This is a genomic window from Aliikangiella litoralis, assembly GCF_052495765.1.
Map to the genome: position 1 here is coordinate 2097354 of NZ_CP199292.1, position 15754 is coordinate 2113107.

The following is a 15754-nucleotide window of genomic DNA, read 5'->3' on the forward strand; positions in this document are numbered from 1 at the left end:
CGTAGAACAAAACTACTTATTTTGAAAAGTTCTCTTTAAAACTCAAAGTTCATAAATAATCAAAATGAGAATATGTGAGATAGATAGTAAATAGTCGATAATTTGTTAAGAATTAGGTAATAAGGGAAAATACGAATGGATTACGCAATTGAAAAATCAAGTCCAGAACCTGAAAAAGAATCAGTAACAATATTAGTTGCCGAGTTTGGCTTTACAATAAGTTCGAATGGATTGGGCAAATTAGATAATGAACAGTTAGATAATATTCGAGAAAAAGTATTAGCTCCTTTAGCTGTTAAAACAGTGAAACTGTACACTGATATATTAAACGATGAACTCGAAATGAAAATCATCTCAGTACGAAATGGTTCACTAGAAGTAGTAGTCGAGCTGCTCGCCACATATACACTTGCAAAAATTGCGTATGATGTTTCGATAAATATGGTAAGTGGGAAATTAGCAAAACTGCTGACTTCAAAAGAAAAACTAAATGAAGCCAAATACCAGGAGCTACAGAAAAAAATTTTTTATATTTGCAATGAGTTCAGTCTCGAATCAGCAGAAGAACTGAAACAATACACAGCAATGATTAAATTACCTGATTCTGATGAACTTATTAGTAGAGATTTTTATTTCACACCAGAAAAATATGAAAATGCAGTCTCCGAGTTGAAAGTAGCAATTCAAAATTATCACCTCTTAACTGGACGCCCTTAACTACCTTTAACCTGATAATTCAAGATAAGCAGGACTACGGTAGAGAATATCACTTTCAACACATCTAAAACTGTTGTGTGAGTTTGAATATGAACCGATACATACGATGATTTGCAGAAGTTCAGATTTTGATGATTCAATTCAATATCTTTTCTTTTTCAAGCTGTTCATGACTACCTCTAGCCCTTTGTGAGGATCAACATCTAATGCCGAGCAATAATCAACAAACTCGAATATCTCAATTTTTCTAGTACCATCCTCAATCTTCCCAACTATTGAGTGAGATATTTCGAGTTTTTCAGCTAAATCCCTAATAGACAGCCCTGCCTCTTTACGACAGCTAATAAGCCACTTCCTTAAAGCAGCATAATGTGTGGAATTCCTAGAATAGCGCATTGTCTCTATTTTAGAGACGCGATACAATGTCTCGAAATTCGAGACATTGTGGATTTGAATTAGCTCTTCAAAATTATGGGTTCCAAGTTTGATTTCAGTCCGCAAGCTAATTCTGAGAGCTATAGTCCAAATATCAAAATAGGGGAGTGTATTGTGATTATCTTAGGAAGCTTAACCGAATCAGAATTAATCAAATGGGGCAATAGACTCTCTGCCTCAGACTGGTCCTGGGCTACCTGGAAGTATTTGCTACTAGATACAGGACTTATTTTACTCTGGTTAGCATTTTTCACAGTCTTCATTCTTATGCTACTACCTAAGACGAAGAAAAAGCTAGAGCTTGCTAGCGGTTATAAATTTGCAACTGGTCAATGGTTTTATGCGTTCATTTGCACTTGGACAGCAGGGTTATTTGCCCATCCTGCTATTTTTGGATCAGGCCCATACGGGTATTGGTTACACCAATTAATTGGACCTAGTGCTTTTGCAAATTGCAGCGACTGGACTTTTAGATATATGACTCTGTTAGGCCTAATCTCATGGTGAAGCTTTTGATAACTCAGTAAGCGGCTGAACTCAGTTTATCAAGTTCAGAACTTTGAAACATAAAGATTACTTGGCGACATATACAAGGGTTATTCATATCATGTCGAGGGTCGAATTGATCAAATAACTTAAGTCCATTAGAAAGAACGTACTCTATACCGACCAATATATCAAACTGCTCTTCTTTTATTAATAAATTGGAAACTCGCTCTAACGGATCGAGTTTCCATGACTTCGTTTTATTTATATAGGGTGGACTAAATAAGTTAATTTCTATAATTTCCTGGTTATCATTTGTCAGAATTTTCTTTATATATTCGGAGTCGCAACTCCAAACCACTTGCTCAAGTTCAGATATCAAATTTCGAACTCTTGTATGAAAAATCGGAACTTGAATAATCTGATTTACCGTATGCCACTGTTGTTGATTATTTAGACATAGCTGCTCAGGTATATCTACCTGCATATCCTTAGTAGTGAGAAACATAGATGTACTTCTTCATCGCCTAAATTTTATTCATGTTGTATTTTGTCTCTGTTTTCGAGACATTGTAACTCTTCCATAAAAAGTAAACAATGGAGCGTATCATTTTATATCATCAGGCTTTCTTAACAATATATTTAGGCATTGCCAGTTATGCATGGTTATGCAAGGATCACTTTTCTAAATCAGCTGTCAGAAATCAATCAGCTAAATGACTACCACTCTCAAAACTCATGGTCTATGCGACTGAGACTAAAAACTCTGTATGTACAAGCCTGTTTGGTGCGAAGGCAAGATGGTTAGACATTGTGGGTAGTGCGCAAGAGAAATGCTGTCCAGAAGAGGGATATTTTGTTGCCGATATGATTTTAACTGCTATGAAATCGATTTGTGAAGCCCTGGATATTTTTGTGATCTCACCATTCCGTCTTGTAGTTGAACGAATGCAAGAAAGAATTGAAGAGCTAGAATACAAGCTCCAAGTATGCTGGAAAGCCGCCTTATCCTAAAGCTGAACCGCACAGCAGAATTCATAGTTATAATTACTACATCTGGATGAGCATACGATTCGCAAATATTGCCGGCAACTCTGAAGAGATGATTAATAGGCTTCGATTGACACGAGCAAACTTATTTCATGGCTCTTTTACTCCTGAAGTGATGCTAAAAAAAGGACAGTGGAAAACTCCGTATGACAACTTATCGATTACGTAACAATATTTTCGAATATCATAATGCTTATGTTGATTTTCGAGCACTTAGAAAGCAATGTAATAAGTTAAGTGTCGAATTTCCGCAGCGAAACGAGTCTTTGTTAAAAAAACTTAAGGACGAGTGGAAACCGGTTGGAGTTAACTTCAAATCAGATTCCAAGAAAAATGCTATTCCAGAGATTTCTATTTGAAATCTGTCATGTTTAGTCTTGAGTGGGCGAGTTAAGGAAATACTAGAACCATTACTGAAAGGCCACGGCGAGTTTTTGCTTCTTGACAACAATTATTACCTGTACAACTGTCTTGAGTCGAGCCAAGGAAATGCAATTGATAAGGATAATAGTAGCTTCGAGTTTGAGGCTCAAAACTCTATCCATATGCCCAAAAAATTATCGCTTCTTGAATCGGAGTTACCTAACAGGCCTCTTTTTAAACCCGGTTTTTTTGCATAATACTTTCATCATCTGCCAATCCAAATTTAAAAAACTGATTGAAAAAAGAGAACATTCAAGGGGGGGGATATTTAATGAAAACCTTGCTCAAATGTTTCCCACTAAATAAGATGCTCTACGAAAGTAAAAAATAGTAAGACAAAATCAGCTAATAAAAATTTTAGAGTGAACTTTAAAGCTTATTGTAAGACAGTAAAATTTTATGGACATTTAAATCAATTCTTTGTCCATAAAACTAAAGACATGTATGGACAACCTAAAAAGGGTAAAGTTCTTTGAATTTAAGGTTTGTACTCGTGTCCATATTTTGAAACGAGCTAGTAGGTGGATTACACACAATATGGGTAACATTTTTTTTGGTAATATTTTCGAGCACATCAGTTTGAAAAAATTGCCCGGTTGTTAGTTGATTTTTGTGGAATGTTAGCTCGGCTGATTTAACGGCAAGTTCCGATTCGTCAGTTAAAATAATTTTTGCTGAAGGATAACGCTTCGCAAGTGTTGCGCCTAGTATTCCATTGCCACACCCTAAGTCTATTGCACAGCTATTAGCGTTAAGTTCTGGTAGATAATTGAGCATGACACGTGTACCAATATCAAGCTTTTCTCTGGAAAATACGCCTGGTAAACCATAGATTGTTAATCCTTCTTTGGATAATAAGTAGGATTTTGTTGATAGCTGACTGACTTCAGATTTGGTGTATTGAGTAAAAATCAAGCGGGCTTTCTTGGTTGCTAAAGAAGTGGTTGTTTCTCCTATTGTGTTTTCAAATATCTTTAAATTACTATTATGAATATCTTTACACATTCCTGCAGCAATAATCTGGCTGTGTGGTGTAATTAGAGGTTTAATCGCATTTAGTTGGTATTCAAGCAGGCTATTATGTTTGGGGACTCGTAATAAAACCAAATCAAATACAGGTTTGTCTGTTAATGCTTTTTTATTGATGGTTGTGTCAGCGTTATTATTGTTTATCTCTTTAAGAATAATCCTATTTGGATTGAAAGGATAAGCCATTACGTCAGTTGTAAAATTAGTGAGTAGATTTTGCTTGATAGCTTTACAAGATAAATAGGAATCACTCCAATATTGTGGAGAAAATTGGTTTAAGCAAGTTGTCAGCGCACCAAATTGATCATTAATAATTAAGATATTAGGTTTATTTGAAAAACTGTTTTTGGTGAGGTGAGTGATCAAAAGTTCATCAGCTGAGCTCCAGGCTCTAAGTGACTTATCAGCGGTTTTAGGGTATCGATCGAGCTGATATTCATATGGAAAGTGTAGTTGAGGTCTCATTTTTAATAATTTTTTGGAATTTGTCGGTTATTATATGATATTTGGGCACTTATTTGATCGATATTAATGTGAATTGTGTGAATATTGTCTATGCTTTATGAGTCATAAGGATTTTATATTAAGTGGGTATTTAATATACTTGTGTGAGTTGTTAAAGGGACTTATTGTTTATTATATGAACCCTTATTAGGTATTAAAAGCGTAAATATATGCACCTGTTAGTTGCTGATGATAATGAAATAAACTTGAGAGTGGCGTGTGCTTATTTAAAAGCGCTTGGAATCCCCCAAGATTCAATTAAAACTGCTGTAAACGGCCGAGAGGCGACTGAGCTATGTATAAGCCAAAACTTCGACTTGGTTTTCATGGATATACAAATGCCTGAGGTTGATGGGCTAGAAGCAGCCAAAGATATTTTAGAAAACCACACTCATAAACCGGCGATTGTTGCGCTAACAGCCAATACCTCTCAAGAAGCTGAACAAGAATTTATAGCTGCAGGTATGCGTATGGTTATCCATAAGCCGGTTAACAAATCTGCCTTTCGCTGTGCTTTAAAATTAGCTGAATCTTAATACGGCTAATCCTCTTCGTCATCAAATCCCGTTTTTGACTTATCGTAAGTGTCAGGAAATTTATACTTGTTGGCTGTTTTCAATAATGTCACCATGCCACCTATAATTAGGCTAAAAACGACAATAATAACAATAATTGCTGTGGTCATGAGTGAGTCTCGCAAATATTACAAAAGTATTGTTGAGTATAGTGTTCAAATTGATTTTGAATAAACTCATTCGCTTTTATATTACTCTGGGCTAGGTGTTTTTTGCAGGCATCAAAGTTAAATTGCTGTAAGATTTTTTTAGATTCGATAATGTGTGATAGGTGCCAAGGTTCTTCTGCGACACCTTGATTGTAGGTTTGGTAGGGTCTAAAAAAACCACAGCTTTCAAGAGACTGGTTTAACCAGTTTTCTAGTTGTTCACAGGGACCACCTGTGGCGAACTCTTGTGGTATCAACTGGGGCTGATATTTATTATTGATGGCATTGGCACAAAAAATATCGATGTCTGTTCCCCAGTGATGACGGCTTAGACCTGGTAATGCAGACCAAAGGCTAATGGCTTTGTATTTCTCCATATCGGACATTTGGGCAATGTTTAGTGGTCTTCCATGACGAGATAGAACTTGTCGGTGTCCCATCCATTTATCATTCCAGATCCTCATCTGTTGTTCAAAACTTCGATAACTACTAATGACTGAAATGCTAATGCCGTCTTTTTCTGCGCTTTTTAATAGTTGATCTATCGCTTCGGCAATATCGCAATGAACTTGAAAACTTTTACCTATGGTATCAGTTAATGAAACCAGATGGGTTTCATCGATACCAATTAATTGTTGCCAGGAGGTTTCCATTATGACACAAGTAATTTCTTCATTGTTTGATAGTAAATCTCGCTTAATTGATTAAGATCTTCGATACTAACGCATTCATTGACTTGATGTATGGTTTTATTAATTGGGCCAAGTTCAACAATTTGGGCACCTGTTTTGGCAATAAATCGGCCATCTGAAGTGCCGCCGCTTGTTTCTGCACTGGTCTCAATACCATTGACTTGTTTAATTGACTCAGAAACAGCATCGATCAGTTGATGAGATTCAGTTAAAAATGGCTCACCATTAAGCTTCCAGCGAATATCATATTGTTCACAATGCTGTTTAACGAGCGTTTCCACTTCTGCCATAATCTTTTCATGGGTTTGCTCAGTTGAGTATCTTAAATTAAATTCGATATCTGTTTCTCCAGGGACAATGTTGCTGGCTTCTCCTGCTTTTATACTTGTCACTTGAAGGCTCGTAGGAGGGAAATGTTGATTGCCTTCATCCCATTGAATATTGGTGAGTGCATTAATAAAACCACTGGTTTTGTGTATTGCGTTATCTGCCAAGTGAGGATATGCGACATGACCTTGAATGCCTTTAATAGAAAGCCAGCAAGTTAAAGAACCTCGCCGGCCAATTTTAATGACATCGCCAACATGAGTGGTTGATGAAGGCTCACCAACAATTGCAAAATCGATAGTTTGTTTTCGTTTTATTAATTCTTCAACAACTTTGATCGTACCATTAATAAAAGGTCCTTCCTCATCGCTAGTAATCAAAAAAGCAATTGAGCCTTTGTGAGTTGGAAAGTCAGCAACAAAGCGTTGTGTTGCAGTCATCATTGCAGCTAATGAACCTTTCATATCTGCTGCGCCACGGCCGTATAATAGACCATCTTTTTCGGTTGGCTCAAAAGGAGGAAATAGCCAGTTATCTAAATTGCCTGTTGGAACAACATCGGTATGGCCTGCAAATACCAGACAGGGAGAGGCTTGTCCTCCACGAATTGACCAGATATTTTGCGTATCTTCAAAATCCATATGTTCAGTTTCGAAGCCGCAAAGCGCTAAGTATTCTGCCATATATGCCTGACAACCGGCATCAATGGGAGTGACCGATTGCCTAGCTATTAGGTTTTTAGCAATGTCTAGAGTTGATGCTTTTAATGTTGGGTGTGTCATCTGATTTTACTATTCTTTGTTGGTTATTATTTGCCAAATAATTTTTGCCAGATTTCGGCTTTGAATCCGACAGACCAGTTGCCGCTGTGTTTCAACACTGGACGTTTAATAATGGAAGAGTTCTCAACCAACAATTGAACCAATTTTGCCGATAACTCTAATGATTTTTGTGATTCATCAAGTTTACGCCAAGTTGTTCCACGTTGGTTGACTAGTGTTTTAGGGCCTATAAGTTCCAACCATAAACTAACCAGCTCTTCTGTTGGTGCTTCTTTTTTAAAGTCATGAAAGTCGAACGCTATGTCGTTTTGAGTCAGCCATTTCAATGCTTTTTTTACGGTATCACAATTTTTGATACCGTAAACCTGAGCTTTACTGTCCATTTAGTTGCCCCTTAAATTGAACGTAAAAGCTCATTAACAGATGTTTTTGAACGAGTCTTTTCATCGACTTGTTTAACAATAACAGCACATGCCAAACTATAGCTACCATCTTTCGAAGGTAAACTTCCTGGTACAACCACTGAACCGGCTGGCACTCGACCATAGGATATTTCGCCGGTTTCACGGTTAAAGATTCGAGTACTTTGGCCAATAAACACACCCATTGAAATGACACTGCCTTTTTCAACAATAACACCCTCAACAATTTCACTGCGTGCACCTATAAAACAATCATCTTCAATAATGGTTGGGCTCGCTTGTAATGGTTCTAATACCCCGCCAATGCCAACGCCACCTGAAAGGTGAACATTTTTACCTATTTGAGCACAAGAGCCAACAGTGGCCCAAGTATCAACCATTGTTCCTTCATCGATATAGGCACCAATATTGGTATAGCTTGGCATTAATACAACATTAGATGCTACATAGCAGCCATTTCTGACTATTGCTTGCGGAACCACTCTAACGCCCATTTTTTCAAAATCTTGCTGAGAAGTATTAGCAAATTTGAGTGGGACCTTATCAAAATAGCTTGTATGACCCGCGTCAATTTTTTGGTTGTCTAGTATTCTAAATGAAAGAAGTACCGCCTTTTTTGCCCATTCGTTAACTTGCCAATCCCCATTGACTGGTTCCGCAACGCGAAGCTCACCTGCGTCTAATAAACTTAAAGTTTTTTTAACCGCATCGGATACTTCTTGCGATACAGTACTTGGCGTAATTTCGGCACGGCTTTCAAAAGCTTGTTCAATGGTTTGAATCAGTTGGTTCATTATTGGTTAATCCTATTTGTTTAATTGGCGTTTTATTTCGTTACGAATTCTTTCTCGTTGTTGTTCGTCAGCAATGGGTGAGTTATCACGGTTGCTGATAATAAAAGTATCTTCTACTTTTTCTCCAAGTGTTGATATACGTGCATCATGTAACCGTGTTTTGGTTAACATAAATGCTTTCCCTATAGCCGCTAGCAAACCGGCTTGATCTCTTGCTATTAGCTCCATTCGAGTAAAACCCATATACTCGTCATCAAAAAACTCAACTTCAGTAGGGATTGAAAAATATTTAAATTGTCTTGGCATACGTTTTTGTACAGACAAATTCATGTTATTGATATTTCCCATATTTTTAATGATTGCTTGCTTGATGTTTTGTTTTAGCAGTTGGCTATTGAGTATTTGACCTTTATCATCCAAAACGATAAAGCTATCATAGCAATAGCCGCTTTTATCGGTATAAATATTAGCCGCTTGAATACTCAGGCCAAGCCTATTTAATGTGGCCGTGAGGGCCGCAAATAAATTATCTTGGTCTTTGCTGTAAACAAATATTTCACTGCCACCTTGTTGAAACGTTGAACGAATACCAACCACCACAATATCGTTTGTTGAGCGATTTGTATCTTGTTCATTTTTTGCGAGTGTTTCCAGTATTATTTTAGTGCGCCAAACAATAGCCGATATTGAGTGTTTAGCAAAATACTGAGGATCGAGTGGTTGCCATAGTTGTTCAATTTCTGTTGGATTAATACCTAGTGAAATTAGCTTTTCTTTTGCTTTTAACTGGTTTTGTTCTTCTATTTTTTCATTAGTTTCAATATCTTGATTGAGGTAGTTACATGTACTTATGTAAAGATTTTTTAATAATGAGTCTTTCCATGAGTTCCACAAACTATGGCTTGTCGCTCGGATATCTGCAACAGTTAAAATATATAAAAGCTCTAATCTTTGTTGAGTTTGTACAAATTTAGCAAAGTTTTGAATGACTTTTGGGTCTGATATATCACGCTTTTGCGCGATAAGTGACATAAATAAATGATTACCGACTAACCACTCAACGAGTGATGCGTGTTCGGTTGGTATTTTATGCCGTATGCAAAATTGTCGAGCTTCTACTGCTCCAAGTTCACTATGATCACCACCGCGTCCTTTAGCAATATCATGGAATAATCCTGCTAAAAAAATTATTTCCGGATTTTGTTGACGTTGCATAATTTCACTGCAAATTGGAAAAGCATGGTTATGCTCAGGATCGGCAAACTTGCTTAAGTTTTCTAATAAAAATAAAGTATGCTCATCAACCGTATAATTGTGGAACATATCATACTGCATTTGCCCTGTAATTCGCTTGAAAGGCTCAAGGTAATCTGCGAGCACACCACTTTTCTTCATCAAGAACATGGCGCGGGACGAAGTATGCAGAATATGCCAGAATTCTACAAATAACACTTTGTTATTTTTTTTACTGCGAAAAGAGTTATTGATTTTATGCCGAGCCGAGCGAATAGCCCGCAAAGAAGAGGCTGTAATGCCTTTTAGCGAGTTATTTTTAGCGACATGATGAAATATTTTGAGTAATTGGCTGGGATCTCTGAGAAATAGTTTATGATCAATAACATCAATACGTTGATTGACAATCTGGTAGTTTTCGTTAATAGGAACAATTTCTGGTTCTTGACTTTTAACCGCGAGTTCTTCTTCGAGAATTTGTAGTAAAATATCACAAATATTACGGATCACTAAAGCTGAACGATAGTATTGCTTCATCATCTTTTCAACCGCAAGTGAGTTTTTGGTATCTTGGTAACCCATTAATTTTGCAGCACTTTTTTGATAATCAAACAGTAATCTGTCTTCAGCCTTATCACTGACAATATGCAGCGCAAAGCGAACCTTCCAGATATAAAGCTGGCATTTGACTAATGTGTAGTATTCATTTTTAAAGATGAAATTTTGTTTGATTAGCTGATAGAGAGTTTTGGGGTAATAAAAGCGTTGTGCGATCCAGCCTATTAAATGAATGTCTCTAAGGCCTCCAGGACTAGTTTTTACATTGGGTTCTAAATCAAAAGAGGTGCTGTTATATTTCTTATAGCGTGCCTTTTGTTCATGTGTTTTTGCTTCAAAAAACGATTGCGCATCCCATAACTTCTCTGGGGTTGTTGCATTCTGTAACTGTTGAAATAAATCTTTGTTACCAGCTAAGAAACGTGATTCCATTATGTTGGTGGTGACTGTTAAGTCTTGTTTGGCAATTTCAACACATTGCTCTAAATCGCGGACTGCCTGGCCAACTTTAAGTCGGCAGTCCCACAAGAGTGAAATCATTAACTCGATTAACTTTTTTTGCTCGTCAGATAGATTAGCACCGTTAAGAATCAGTAAATCAATATCTGAATGAGGATGAAGTTCGCCGCGTCCGTAGCCGCCGACAGCAATGAGTGCAATACTATTGTCTATTTTAAGATGATGCCATAAAGCAATTAACAACCGATCGATATGTCGGCTTCTGGCATGAACTAAAGAGCGAATATTAGTGGCTTTTTTGAATTCGGTTTTTAGGTAATTATTAGACACTTCGATATACTGCTTAAGTAGGGGCAGTAGTGCATCTGAGTGTTTAGCTAAGTTGTCTTGTTCTAAAATAGCAGAGAGCTGCTTATTGGTTAACTTAACTCTTTTTGAAAGTTTCATTGGGTGAATCTAAATGGACATTGTGTCTAAAATGATTCATCTGGACGCTTGGTTAAAACTTCAACACCATCATGAGTGACTAATAAAGTGTGCTCCCACTGGGCCGATAAGCTTTTATCTTTTGTTACTACCGTCCAATTATCTTTCAAAAGCTTAGAGTGACGTTTACCTGCATTGATCATCGGTTCAATAGTAAAAGTCATACCTTGCTGTAATACAACACCTGTACCTGGTTTACCGTAATGTAATACTTGAGGCTCTTCGTGAAATACTTCTCCAATCCCGTGGCCACAATATTCCCTGACGACTGAAAAACGATGTTTGTGAGCGTGGGTTTCAATTGCGTGGCCAATATCGCCTAAGCGTATACCAGGTTTGACCATATTAATACCGATATACAGACACTCTTGCGCTATTTTAGTGAGATTTTCAGCTAAAATAGAGGGTTTGCCAATAAAGAACATTTTAGAGGTATCACCATGAAAGCCATCTTTGATAACAGTGATATCTATATTAATGATATCGCCATCTTTGAGTTTTTTATCAGCAGGTATACCATGACAAATAACATGGTTAACAGAAGTACAAATAGATTTTGGAAAGCCATTATAATTTAGTGGGGCTGGTACTGCTTTTTGTTCGTTGACAATATAATCATGACAAATTTGATTCAATTCATTAGTAGTAATCCCTTTTTTGACAAACGGTGTGATCATTTCAAGTACGTCTGCGGCTAATTTACCAGCAACCCGCATTTTCTCTATTTGTTCATCATTTTTTATCGTAATTGACATTGATTATCCCAAAAGTCTAAATAAGGCCTATATTTTACTTGAATTGGCTAGAATTGGAATGGTTGCGGTATAAATTTTGGTTAATTGATGTTGGTAACAAGTTGTTGTTTATGCCAAAAGCCTGCTAGCATTCTTGGTCTGGTTTATATTTGCTATGTGCTGACATGCAACCAACGACTCAAAATCATATTAATAGCTATTACTCGGCTACCCTCAATTCGCCGATTAGTTTTCCTTCATTGGAACAAAATGTTGAAACTGAAACCTGTATTATCGGCGGGGGATACGCCGGTTTAATGACGGCTATGAGTTTAATCGAACGTGGGCACAAGAACCTTATAGTACTTGAAAAAAATCTTGTTGGTTGGGGAGCTTCGGGCCGAAATGGTGGTTTTGTTTTTGGAGGTTATTCGCTGGGGCCAAGTGCTTTAGTGAAACAAGTAGGCGAAAAAAGTGCGCGAAATTTATACCAATTAACAACCGCGGCCGTTGATTTGATTCGACAAAGAGTGACAAAATATAAAATTGATTGTGACTTGATTGATAGTGGTGTTATTTGGGCTAACTGGTTTAAAGATCAGCAAAGACTTTTTAAAGAACAAGCATTTATGCAACGCATAATGGGGGTTAATTGGAAATATTTTTCACCAGAAGAATTATCAGAATTAGTTATTTCCAGCCGTTATCAAGGTGGATTATTTGAAAAAAATGCGATGCATTTTCATCCACTTAATTATGCTCAAGGTATTGCTCGACAAATTAGTTTAAGTGGTGGAAAAGTATTTGAACAAACTGAAGTGCTCAAAATAGAGATTCAGCAAACTCAAAAGTATGTAGAAACTTATGCCGGTAAAGTTTATTGCAAAAATATTGTCGTAGCGGGTGGCGGGTACATCAATGGACTCTGTCCACCGGTTGCACGCTCTATTCTTCCTATTGCGACTTATGTTATGACAACCGAAAAGCTAAATGAAAAAATGGGGGAGTTATTAAATACTCAAGCTGCAATTTACGATAATCGTTTTGCATTTGATTATTATCGTCCGTTAAAAGATAGCCGAATATTGTGGGGCGGAAGAATTAGCGCTAGTACTAAAACTCCAAAGAATTTAAGTGCACAAATGAAGTCTGATTTGTTAAAAGTTTTTCCTCAATTAAACGATATAAAAATTGATTATGCTTGGGATGGTTGGATGGCTTATGCACGTCATCAAATGGCGCAAATTGGCCAATTACAATCAGGCGTTTGGTATAGTATTGGATTTGGTGGGCATGGTGTAGGGCCCACAACCGCAGCCGGAGAAATTGTCGCTTCAGCAATTGTGGAGCAAGATGAACGCTACAAGCTCTTTAAGCCTTGGGGGCTGCCTTGGAATGGTGGAGCATTTGGCCCCATTGCCGCTCAAGTTAGCTATTGGTGGTATCAACTGAAAGATCAACTTCAGGAATTTTTAGAGTCATAACTTTTGCTAATTATGTCTGATTTTTTGGTGATCATTGATTTAAAAATTCTGAAGGTGAACAATCAAACTGTGCTTTAAAACACTTACTAAAATAACTTTGAGAAGAAAAACCTACTTCAAATGTGACGCAATTGACTGGCTCACCTTGTTCTAATAATTGTTTTGCTTTTTCCAGGCGAAAACGTCTTAAATATTCACTCGGTGTTAAATCTAATATGCTTTTTAATTTACGTGAAAGTTGTCTTTCACTGCTTGCCATTAGTTCTGCAATATGACTGACTTTGGTATCGCTTTGTTGATAAAGTTGATTTAACATTTGGTTGAGTTTTTGTAAGAAAGCTTCTTGTTGAGTATCAAAACAAGTTTCTTGTTCTAAGTTTTTGGACTGAACTTTTTCAGAATGGTTTGTTTCTTTTATATGTTTTGAAGGTTTAAAAATATTTTCGGCAAAACGTTTTTTGAGTATATCTCTAATACTCAGCAGGTTTTCTAAGCGAAGGTTTAATTCATTAATGTCAAACGGTTTGGTTAAATATTCATCGGCTTTTTCCTGCCAACCTTTTAAACGACTGTCGAGATCACTTCGTGCGGTTAATAAAATAATCGGTATATGATCCGTAATGGGATTTTGACGTAAAGCTTGAGTGACTTGATAGCCATCCATTTTGGGCATCATGATATCGCTGATGATAATATCGGGTATTTCTGTTTCTGCTAATTTAACGCCAGCCTCTCCGTTATTCGCTATTATAGCTAAATTAATATATTTTGGCATATAGTTTTACTCTGCAAGAAAGATAACAAGATACAGTCAGGCTTTCTTTTTATGTCAAAAGTAAACTGATTTAGCTATATATGAACCTGCTTGAAAACACGACACACCTATATGATTAGCATAGACGACTCCTCTTTGAATGCATAGAATACAAGCGTTAACATGAAAATATGCAACCTAGCTGTTATTAGCATGAATAGTTGAGTAAACGCTAACTTAAGACAAAGCATAAAATTTAAAAACAAAGCTTGCCTACTAGTACAAGTAGGTGTAGGATAAGTAGTAATTGAAGCTGAAGTACGGATGAAACTTAGCTTCTTGAAGAGCTAATTACATAAAACAACTACTTAAATCCGATACATGGTGCAAATAGCATCTGCATCAAATAAGGTTATAAAGTAGCGATATGTACAAAATTTGAATTAATTATTGTGGAGAGTAGGATGGACGATAATCGTAAACAAGCGCTTAATGCAGCGCTTAGTCAGATAGAAAGACAATTTGGTAAAGGATCTGTAATGCGCTTGGGTGAATCTCAAGCACAGAAAATTGATACCATTTCTAGTGGATCATTAGGACTAGACATTGCATTAGGTATAGGTGGCTTTCCAAAAGGTCGAGTTGTTGAAATATACGGTCCAGAGTCTTCTGGTAAAACAACGCTCACTTTACAAGCAATTGCTGAATGTCAAAAAGATGGAGGAACTGCTGCTTTTGTTGATGCTGAGCATGCTTTAGATCCAATTTACGCAGAAGCGTTGGGAGTAAATCTTGAAGAGTTACTAGTTTCTCAACCGGATACTGGCGAACAGGCACTCGAAATATGTGACATGTTGGTCCGTTCTGGCGGTGTTGATCTGGTTATTATCGATTCTGTTGCCGCACTAACACCAAAAGCTGAAATAGAAGGTGATATGGGAGACTCACACATGGGCCTTCAAGCTCGATTAATGTCACAGGCACTTAGAAAATTAACTGCAAATATAAAAAGAACAAATTGTACCGTTATTTTCATTAACCAAATTAGAATGAAAATTGGCGTTATGTTTGGAAATCCAGAAACAACTACAGGCGGAAATGCATTAAAATTTTATGCGTCAGTTAGATTAGATATTAGACGTATAGGTGCTGTAAAACAGGGCGATGAAATTATTGGTAATGAAACGCGGGTAAAAGTTGTTAAAAATAAAGTTGCTCCGCCATTTAAACAAACTGAATTTCAAATATTATACGGGCACGGAACATCACGCTTAGGAGAAATTGTAGATATAGGTGTTAAAGAAGGTCTCGTCGATAAAGCCGGTGCTTGGTATAGCTACAATGGCGATCGAATTGGTCAGGGTAAAGCAAAAGTAACAGACTTTTTGACTGAAAACCCCGAAATAGCAGAAGAAATTGAAGCTCAGATACGAGCGAAACTTCTACCACAACCAGTTGCACCAGATAACTCAGCAGATTCAACAAATGCTTAGTTATGAATAGCTAAATTGATAAAGTAACAGGTAAATCCTTTTGTTTTATAATCTGGCAAAAGATTATAAAAGCTTAAGGATTTACACTTATGTTCAATACCACAGTATTTTTAGTCTATACCTATTGACTCCCCATAAACTTCATTTGCTTAGCATAAAATAGTATTC

General features: G+C 36.8%; 18 protein-coding genes. 7 read left to right on the forward strand and 11 right to left on the reverse strand.

Annotation, left to right across the window (positions count from 1 at the left end; genetic code table 11):
* The first annotated feature begins 135 nt into the window (after positions 1 to 135).
* Positions 136 to 717: a hypothetical protein gene (locus tag ACT5E3_RS08705; RefSeq protein ID WP_444997917.1), complete on the forward strand. Its 582-nt coding sequence runs from the start codon at positions 136 to 138 to the stop codon at positions 715 to 717.
* Between the two features lie 141 nt (positions 718 to 858).
* Here ACT5E3_RS08705 and ACT5E3_RS08710 read toward each other — a convergent pair whose 3' ends face one another.
* Positions 859 to 1113 carry a helix-turn-helix domain-containing protein gene (locus ACT5E3_RS08710; protein WP_444997918.1) on the reverse strand — a complete coding sequence of 85 codons (255 nt, stop codon included), beginning with the start codon at positions 1111 to 1113 and terminating at the stop codon, positions 859 to 861.
* A gap of 153 nt (positions 1114 to 1266) precedes the next feature.
* Between ACT5E3_RS08710 and ACT5E3_RS08715 the strand changes: the two genes are divergently transcribed.
* The gene (locus ACT5E3_RS08715; RefSeq protein ID WP_444997919.1) at positions 1267 to 1659 is read left to right on the forward strand and encodes a hypothetical protein; all 393 of its coding nucleotides are present in this window, start codon (positions 1267 to 1269) and stop codon (positions 1657 to 1659) included.
* A 13-nt stretch (positions 1660 to 1672) separates the two neighbouring features.
* Here ACT5E3_RS08715 and ACT5E3_RS08720 read toward each other — a convergent pair whose 3' ends face one another.
* Positions 1673 to 2146 carry a hypothetical protein gene (locus ACT5E3_RS08720; RefSeq protein ID WP_444997920.1) on the reverse strand — a complete coding sequence of 158 codons (474 nt, stop codon included), beginning with the start codon at positions 2144 to 2146 and terminating at the stop codon, positions 1673 to 1675.
* Positions 2147 to 2451: 305 nt separating this feature from the next.
* On the opposite strand from ACT5E3_RS08720, the gene ACT5E3_RS08725 reads away from it, so the two are divergent.
* On the forward strand, positions 2452 to 2652 hold the full coding sequence (locus ACT5E3_RS08725) for a hypothetical protein (RefSeq protein WP_444997921.1): 201 nt from the start codon (positions 2452 to 2454) through the stop codon (positions 2650 to 2652).
* Positions 2653 to 2834: 182 nt separating this feature from the next.
* Positions 2835 to 3047 carry a hypothetical protein gene (locus ACT5E3_RS08730; protein ID WP_444997922.1) on the forward strand — a complete coding sequence of 71 codons (213 nt, stop codon included), beginning with the start codon at positions 2835 to 2837 and terminating at the stop codon, positions 3045 to 3047.
* Positions 3048 to 3564: 517 nt separating this feature from the next.
* Here ACT5E3_RS08730 and ACT5E3_RS08735 read toward each other — a convergent pair.
* The gene (locus tag ACT5E3_RS08735) at positions 3565 to 4605 is read right to left on the reverse strand and encodes a methyltransferase (RefSeq protein WP_444997923.1); all 1041 of its coding nucleotides are present in this window, start codon (positions 4603 to 4605) and stop codon (positions 3565 to 3567) included.
* A 209-nt stretch (positions 4606 to 4814) separates the two neighbouring features.
* Between ACT5E3_RS08735 and ACT5E3_RS08740 the strand changes: the two genes are divergently transcribed.
* Complete coding sequence (locus tag ACT5E3_RS08740) at positions 4815 to 5180, forward strand: response regulator (protein ID WP_444997924.1); 366 nt, start codon at positions 4815 to 4817, stop codon at positions 5178 to 5180.
* Between the two features lie 5 nt (positions 5181 to 5185).
* On the opposite strand, the gene ACT5E3_RS08745 is transcribed toward ACT5E3_RS08740, so the two are convergent.
* Genes ACT5E3_RS08745 through map form a run of 7 tightly spaced genes read right to left on the reverse strand, consistent with a single transcriptional unit; the run spans position 5186 to position 11876 of the window.
* On the reverse strand, positions 5186 to 5329 hold the full coding sequence (locus ACT5E3_RS08745; protein ID WP_444997925.1) for a DUF2897 family protein: 144 nt from the start codon (positions 5327 to 5329) through the stop codon (positions 5186 to 5188).
* A complete protein-coding gene (locus ACT5E3_RS08750) occupies positions 5326 to 6021 on the reverse strand; it encodes a M15 family metallopeptidase (protein ID WP_444997926.1) in 696 nt (231 codons plus the stop codon). The genes ACT5E3_RS08745 and ACT5E3_RS08750 overlap by 4 nt, the downstream gene beginning before the upstream one ends.
* On the reverse strand, positions 6021 to 7169 hold the full coding sequence (gene dapE, locus ACT5E3_RS08755) for a succinyl-diaminopimelate desuccinylase (RefSeq protein WP_444997927.1): 1149 nt from the start codon (positions 7167 to 7169) through the stop codon (positions 6021 to 6023). Before dapE ends, ACT5E3_RS08750 begins: the two co-directional genes overlap by 1 nt.
* A 26-nt stretch (positions 7170 to 7195) precedes the next feature.
* Positions 7196 to 7552 (reverse strand): Spx/MgsR family RNA polymerase-binding regulatory protein, encoded by a 357-nt coding sequence (locus ACT5E3_RS08760; protein ID WP_444997928.1) that lies wholly within the window; start codon positions 7550 to 7552, stop codon positions 7196 to 7198.
* A gap of 11 nt (positions 7553 to 7563) precedes the next feature.
* Complete coding sequence (gene dapD, locus ACT5E3_RS08765; RefSeq protein ID WP_444997929.1) at positions 7564 to 8385, reverse strand: 2,3,4,5-tetrahydropyridine-2,6-dicarboxylate N-succinyltransferase; 822 nt, start codon at positions 8383 to 8385, stop codon at positions 7564 to 7566.
* 12 nt (positions 8386 to 8397) lie between these two features.
* Positions 8398 to 11082, reverse strand: coding sequence for a [protein-PII] uridylyltransferase (gene glnD, locus ACT5E3_RS08770; RefSeq protein WP_444997930.1), 2685 nt, complete (start codon positions 11080 to 11082; stop codon positions 8398 to 8400).
* A 26-nt stretch (positions 11083 to 11108) separates the two neighbouring features.
* Entirely contained in the window at positions 11109 to 11876 is a 768-nt protein-coding gene (gene map / locus ACT5E3_RS08775; RefSeq protein WP_444997931.1) for a type I methionyl aminopeptidase, read from the reverse strand.
* 164 nt (positions 11877 to 12040) lie between these two features.
* Here map and ACT5E3_RS08780 point away from each other — a divergent pair, with 164 nt between their 5' ends.
* On the forward strand, positions 12041 to 13339 hold the full coding sequence (locus ACT5E3_RS08780; RefSeq protein ID WP_444997932.1) for an NAD(P)/FAD-dependent oxidoreductase: 1299 nt from the start codon (positions 12041 to 12043) through the stop codon (positions 13337 to 13339).
* A gap of 31 nt (positions 13340 to 13370) precedes the next feature.
* On the opposite strand, the gene ACT5E3_RS08785 is transcribed toward ACT5E3_RS08780, so the two are convergent.
* The gene (locus ACT5E3_RS08785) at positions 13371 to 14114 is read right to left on the reverse strand and encodes a response regulator transcription factor (protein WP_444997933.1); all 744 of its coding nucleotides are present in this window, start codon (positions 14112 to 14114) and stop codon (positions 13371 to 13373) included.
* 443 nt (positions 14115 to 14557) lie between these two features.
* Between ACT5E3_RS08785 and recA the strand changes: the two genes are divergently transcribed.
* Positions 14558 to 15586, forward strand: coding sequence for a recombinase RecA (gene recA / locus ACT5E3_RS08790; RefSeq protein WP_444997934.1), 1029 nt, complete (start codon positions 14558 to 14560; stop codon positions 15584 to 15586).
* The last annotated feature ends 168 nt before the right edge of the window (positions 15587 to 15754 follow it).

Bases quoted from the DNA above. Each gene is read 5' to 3' on its own strand.
- ACT5E3_RS08705 (WP_444997917.1), top strand. From the start codon at position 136: ATGGATTACGCAATTGAAAAATCAAGTCCAGAACCTGAAAAAGAATCA.
- ACT5E3_RS08710 (WP_444997918.1), bottom strand. From the start codon at position 1,113: ATGCGCTATTCTAGGAATTCCACACATTATGCTGCTTTAAGGAAGTGG.
- ACT5E3_RS08720 (WP_444997920.1), bottom strand. From the start codon at position 2,146: ATGTTTCTCACTACTAAGGATATGCAGGTAGATATACCTGAGCAGCTA.
- ACT5E3_RS08730 (WP_444997922.1), top strand. From the start codon at position 2,835: ATGACAACTTATCGATTACGTAACAATATTTTCGAATATCATAATGCT.
- ACT5E3_RS08735 (WP_444997923.1), bottom strand. From the start codon at position 4,605: ATGAGACCTCAACTACACTTTCCATATGAATATCAGCTCGATCGATAC.
- ACT5E3_RS08740 (WP_444997924.1), top strand. From the start codon at position 4,815: ATGCACCTGTTAGTTGCTGATGATAATGAAATAAACTTGAGAGTGGCG.
- ACT5E3_RS08745 (WP_444997925.1), bottom strand. From the start codon at position 5,329: ATGACCACAGCAATTATTGTTATTATTGTCGTTTTTAGCCTAATTATA.
- ACT5E3_RS08750 (WP_444997926.1), bottom strand. From the start codon at position 6,021: ATGGAAACCTCCTGGCAACAATTAATTGGTATCGATGAAACCCATCTG.
- dapE (WP_444997927.1), bottom strand. From the start codon at position 7,169: ATGACACACCCAACATTAAAAGCATCAACTCTAGACATTGCTAAAAAC.
- ACT5E3_RS08760 (WP_444997928.1), bottom strand. From the start codon at position 7,552: ATGGACAGTAAAGCTCAGGTTTACGGTATCAAAAATTGTGATACCGTA.
- dapD (WP_444997929.1), bottom strand. From the start codon at position 8,385: ATGAACCAACTGATTCAAACCATTGAACAAGCTTTTGAAAGCCGTGCC.
- glnD (WP_444997930.1), bottom strand. From the start codon at position 11,082: ATGAAACTTTCAAAAAGAGTTAAGTTAACCAATAAGCAGCTCTCTGCT.
- map (WP_444997931.1), bottom strand. From the start codon at position 11,876: ATGTCAATTACGATAAAAAATGATGAACAAATAGAGAAAATGCGGGTT.
- ACT5E3_RS08780 (WP_444997932.1), top strand. From the start codon at position 12,041: ATGCAACCAACGACTCAAAATCATATTAATAGCTATTACTCGGCTACC.
- ACT5E3_RS08785 (WP_444997933.1), bottom strand. From the start codon at position 14,114: ATGCCAAAATATATTAATTTAGCTATAATAGCGAATAACGGAGAGGCT.
- recA (WP_444997934.1), top strand. From the start codon at position 14,558: ATGGACGATAATCGTAAACAAGCGCTTAATGCAGCGCTTAGTCAGATA.